This window comes from Arthrobacter sp. TB 26 (genome assembly GCF_000427315.1).
In the GTDB taxonomy this organism is placed as follows: Bacteria; Actinomycetota; Actinomycetes; order Actinomycetales; family Micrococcaceae; genus Arthrobacter.
This window is the reverse complement of sequence record NZ_AUPJ01000124.1, coordinates 1-4,924: the sequence shown is the minus strand read 5'-3', so window position 1 is coordinate 4,924 and position 4,924 is coordinate 1. Positions and strand designations below refer to the sequence as shown.

5 protein-coding genes and 1 pseudogene are annotated in these 4,924 nt (G+C 65.7%); 5 read left to right on the top strand and 1 reads right to left on the bottom strand.

Going from position 1 to position 4,924, the window contains the following annotated elements:
• Positions 1 to 39: 39 nt before the first annotated feature.
• On the bottom strand, positions 40 to 588 hold the full coding sequence (locus tag K789_RS0103885; RefSeq protein ID WP_024365610.1) for a YceI family protein: 549 nt from the start codon (positions 586 to 588) through the stop codon (positions 40 to 42).
• A 211-nt stretch (positions 589 to 799) separates the two neighbouring features.
• On the opposite strand from K789_RS0103885, the gene K789_RS0103880 reads away from it, so the two are divergent.
• The 5 genes and pseudogenes from K789_RS0103880 to K789_RS24960 all read left to right on the top strand — a co-directional run.
• Entirely contained in the window at positions 800 to 1,465 is a 666-nt protein-coding gene (locus K789_RS0103880; RefSeq protein WP_024365609.1) for a histidine phosphatase family protein, read from the top strand.
• 2 nt (positions 1,466 to 1,467) lie between these two features.
• Positions 1,468 to 2,088, top strand: coding sequence for a TlpA family protein disulfide reductase (locus K789_RS0103875; protein ID WP_024365608.1), 621 nt, complete (start codon positions 1,468 to 1,470; stop codon positions 2,086 to 2,088).
• 17 nt (positions 2,089 to 2,105) lie between these two features.
• The gene (locus tag K789_RS0103870) at positions 2,106 to 2,861 is read left to right on the top strand and encodes a cytochrome c biogenesis CcdA family protein (protein ID WP_024365607.1); all 756 of its coding nucleotides are present in this window, start codon (positions 2,106 to 2,108) and stop codon (positions 2,859 to 2,861) included.
• Positions 2,861 to 4,750: a cytochrome c biogenesis protein ResB gene (resB, locus tag K789_RS0103865; protein ID WP_024365606.1), complete on the top strand. Its 1,890-nt coding sequence runs from the start codon at positions 2,861 to 2,863 to the stop codon at positions 4,748 to 4,750. The genes K789_RS0103870 and resB overlap by 1 nt, the downstream gene beginning before the upstream one ends.
• A pseudogene (locus K789_RS24960) lies at positions 4,750 to 4,924 on the top strand (c-type cytochrome biogenesis protein CcsB); the annotation flags it as partial. The gene resB and the pseudogene K789_RS24960, both read left to right, overlap by 1 nt.

Here is a 4,924-nt window from a genome sequence, read left to right as displayed (position 1 = left end):
CTGGCCGGCCCTGGGGACCGGCCAGGCAAGTGTTGCTGACTAGGCTGCGGGGGCGATGAAGGCCAGTTCGAGGTTGACGGCAACCTTGTCGCTGACGAGCACGCCGCCGGCTTCGAGAACTGCATTCCAGGTCAGGCCGAAGTCCTTGCGGCTGATCGTGGTCTCGGCGGACAGGCCGGCGCGGGTCATGCCGAACGGGTCGACGGCAACGCCGTTGAACTCGGTCTCGAGGGCGACCGGGCGGGTAACGCCCTTGATGGTGAGCTCGCCCTGGAGTTCGTAGACATCACCCTTGGGGACGATGCTGTTGGAAACGAAGGAGATTTCCGGGAACTTCTCGACGTCGAAGAAGTCTTCGCCGCGGACGTGGCCGTCGCGGTTGGCATCGCCGGAGTCGAAGCTCGCGGTCTTGATCGTGGCGTTGACCTTCGAGTCGGCGACGTTCTCGGCGAGGTCCAGGGTGGCTTCTGCATCCTTGAACTGGCCGCGGACCTTGCTGATGCCCGCGTGGCGGACGGTGAAGGCAATCTCGCTGTGCGAGTTGTCGAGGGTCCAGGTGCCGGTGGTGACGTTAGCGGGAAGTGCCATGGTGTTTCTCCTTGAGTCGGGTGGGCCGTGCGGTGGGTTTGATCGTCAGCTGAAACCTCATTTGTTGAAGTCTCAACTAACTGCTTCACCCAGTATAAACATGCATTTGCATCTTTTATTCCAACCCCGGGGAACATTTCTCGAAACTCTTGAGTTCTACCTCCTGTAGAAGATTTCGTCATTAGCCCTGCCCTTTGAGAAACTGGTACACATGCCCCAAGCCACTGTCCATTTGCTCCGCCACGGCGAGGTCTACAATCCCGCTGGCGTCCTGTACGGCAGGCTGCCCGAATTCCACTTGTCCGAGCTTGGCCGGGAGATGGCCCGGATGCTTGCGGAACACTTCAGTGCGAGGTCCGCGCAGGGAGCAAAGATCGTCCACCTCGCCGCCTCGCCGCTGACCCGCGCGCAGGAGACGGCGCAGCCCATCTCGGAGGCGCTCAACCTCGAGATCACCACTGAGGACCGGATCATCGAGGCCGCCAATTACTTCGAAGGCCTCCACGTGGACAAGGCCGAGATCCTCAAGCCGAAGCACTGGCCCATGCTGCGCAACCCGTTCCGGCCCTCTTGGGGCGAGCCCTACAAGGACCAGGCCGCCCGGGTCATCGCCGCGGTACACGACGCCCGGCTGCGCGCCGTCGAACTCGGCGGCGAGGGCGCGGAAGCCATCCTCGTGAGCCACCAGCTGCCCATCTGGGCCACCCGGCTCAGCGCCGAGGGCAAGCCGCTGTGGCATGATCCGCGCAAACGCGAATGCACCCTCACCTCGGTCACCTCCCTGGTCTTCGACGACGCCGGAACCCTCCTGCGGGTCGAGTACAGCGAGCCCGCGGCCGCCCTTCTTCCCGGTGCCTCCAGCACCCCTGGAGCTTGAGCATGACCAGAAACAAGGAATACGCGTCACCCGTCTCCCGCCGCAGCGTCCTGACCGCGGGCGGTGCGGCGCTCGCCGTCGTGCTGGGGCTGTCCGGCTGCGCCCAGGAGGATGCCCTGGCCCAGCAGGCCAGGGCCGGCGACAACAAGAACTATGTGGCCGGCGACGGTTCGGTGACGGAATTCGCCGTGGCAGACCGCAAGAGCCCCATTGCCATCAAGGGCACGCTCTTCGACGGCACCGCGGTGACCGCCGAGGCTTTCCAGGGCCAGGTGACCGTGCTCAACTTCTGGTTCGCGGCCTGCGCGCCGTGCCGGGTGGAGGCACCGTCGCTGGAGGAACTGCACCAGGAGTTCAAGAGCCAGGGTGTGCAGTTCTTCGGGGTCAACCTCCGGGACGAGAAGGCCACCGCAGAAGCGTTCGACAAGACGTTCAACCTGACCTATCCGAGCTTCAATGACAAGGACGGCGCCGTGCTGCTGGCCGTGTCCGGCCTGGTTCCGCCGGGGGCCGTGCCCACCACCCTCGTGCTCGACAAGCAGGGCCGCGTGGCGTCCCGCGTCCTCGGCGAGATCCAGAAGGGCACCCTCAAGTCCCTCATCGCCGCTGCCGTGGCCGAGTAGCGGACAGGCCAGCCGCCGTGAATAGCCCCTTCGCCGAAGCCATCCTGAGCGGTTCGCTGCTGCTTGCCATCCCCGTGGCACTGCTCGCCGGCTTTGTCTCCTTCCTTTCGCCCTGCGTCCTTCCCCTCGTCCCGGGGTACTTGGGCTACGTCACGGGACTGACCGGCGTCGACCTCCAGAAGCAGAAGCGCGGCCGCATGCTGGCCGGGATCGGGCTCTTTGTCCTGGGCTTCTCCGCCATCTTTGTGCTGCTCGGCGGGGCATTCGGGCAACTGGGTACGCTGATCACCGGCTCGCAGAACGCCTGGATCACCCAGATGCTGGGCATCCTTGTGATCATCATGGGCGTGGTGTTCATGGGCGGCTTCGGCTGGCTCCAGCGCGACGCCAAGATCCAGTCGAAGCCGCCCGCCGGGCTGTGGGGCGCTCCGCTGCTCGGCATCACCTTCGGCCTCGGCTGGGCGCCCTGCATCGGCCCGACTTATTCGGCGGTCCAGCTGTTGAGCCTCTCGGGCGGATCCTCGGCGGCCAAGGGGGCGTTCCTGGCGTTTGTCTATAGCCTTGGCCTGGGCATTCCCTTCCTGCTGATCGCGCTGGCTGTACGCCGGGGCATAGGCGTGATGTCCTTCTTCCGCAAGCACCGTCTCGCCATCCAGCGCATTGGCGGCGGAATCCTGGTGGGGCTTGGCCTGCTGATGGCCACCGGCGTGTGGGGAACCTGGGTTTCCGAGTTGCAGTACTGGTTCCAAACCGATGTGAAATTGCCGATCTGATGAGCGAGCGAGTGAACGTAGAGAAGAAGTCCCCGGCCCCCGGCACCACGCCCGGCGGCACCGACCCCGACGCCAAACCGGGCACGCCGGGCGGCAGGTCCGGCAAGCCAGGCAAACCGGGAGGCAAGTCCGGCACCGGCCGTCCCGTTGCCGCCGCAAAGGCTGAAGCTGTCCTGCCCACGCTTGGCCCGTTGGGCATGCTCCGCTGGGCTTGGACCCAGCTGACCAGCATGCGCACCGCGCTGTTCCTGCTGCTCATGCTGGCAGTGGCCGCGGTTCCTGGTTCGCTCTTCCCGCAGCGGCCCGCCAACCCCTCAATCGTCACGCAGTACATCAAGGACCACCCGGACTACGGCAAGCTCCTCGATTCGCTCCAGCTCTACGACGTGTACTCCTCGGCGTGGTTCTCCGCGATCTATATCCTGCTGTTCATCTCGCTGATCGGCTGTGTGGTTCCGCGCGCCATCGCGCACTACAAGGCCATGCGGTCCCAGCCGCCGCGGACGCCCGCTCGGCTGTCCCGGCTGCCCGAGTACGGCACGCTGGTGATTCCCGCAGACGCCGGGGTCCCGGCGTCGCGCGCCATTGCGGATGCCGCCGGGCTGCTGAAGAAGCGCGGCTACCGCGTCGACATCCGCGACCGCGACGGTGCCCGGCCGTCGGTGGGCGCCGAGCGCGGCTTCCTGCGCGAGGTCGGCAACCTCCTGTTCCACACCTCGCTGATCGGGGTGCTGGTCTCGGTGGCGATTGGCGGCCTGTTCGGCTACAGCGGGCAGCGGATCCTGGTGGAGGGCGACACGTTCGTGAACACGCTGGTCGGCTACGACCAGTTCACCCCGGGCACCAACTTCCAGAGCAGCCAGCTGCAGCCGTACTCGGTCCAGCTGGACAAGTTCCAGATCACCTTTGACCGCGAGTCCAAGGGCAAGTTCGGCCAGCCCATCGACTTCAAGGCCGATGTGACGACGAAGGAAACCCCGGACGCCCCGGCTAAAAAAGAGGTGTTGAAGGTCAACGACCCGCTCACCCTGGGCGGCACCAGCATGTACCTCACGGGCAACGGCTACGCTCCCGTCGTGACTGTCCGCGACGGCGCCGGGAACATCGCGATGCAGGGCCCGGTGGTGGCCAAGCTGCAGGGCGAGAACTATTACTCCTCCGTGGTCATCAAGGTCCCGGATGCCAAGCCGGAGCAGCTGGCCTTCGCCGGCTTCTTCCTGCCTACCGCCTTCGTCACCGATGAGGGCGTCTCGTTCAGCGGCGATCCCGAACTGTTCAACCCGCAGCTGACCCTGAACTCCTATTACGGGGATCTCGGCCTGGACGACGGAGCCCCGCAGAACGTCTTCGAACTCGACGTCAAGAAGCTGACCCCGCTCAACGCCCGGAACCTCGACACGAAGGGCATCGTCCTGACGCCGGGAGCCACCCACACCCTGCCGGACGGCAAGGGGACCATCAGCTTCGACGGCGTGAAGCGCTATGTCGGCGTCGATATCCACCACAACCCGGGCCAGCTCTACGCCCTGATCTTCGCGCTTCTGGCGGTGGCCGGCCTGGTCACCTCTCTCTACGTGAACCGCCGCCGCGTCTGGGTCCGGACCGGTTCCCATGAGGACGGCCGCACCATGGTCGAATACGGACTCCTGGCCCGCGGCGAGGACCACCGGCTTGCCGGGGAAGCGACCGCGATCCGTAGGCTGCTCGCCGGCGCCTGGGATCTCGACGACGGCTCCCAGTCGGCTCCCAGCGGGAGGGCGGATAATGACCGGGCGGATACCAGGCTGCCCGGTGCCGGTGCCGGTGCTGAGCAGGCCTCCCCGGACCACCCCGCAGCAGACTTCATCCAGTCCACAGCAGGCTCTTCCGAGTCAAAGAAGGATCAGTAATGTTCCCCATCAACGAAACCATGGGCCAGTACAGCGAGTTGTTCATGCTTCTCGCGGCCGGCACTTACACGGTGGCTTTTATCGCCTTTGCGTGGGACCTGGCCAAGAGCAGCAAAACGCTGCGCGCGGTGGACCTGAAGGCGGCCGAGCTGTCAGGTGCCGCGGCCGCCCGGG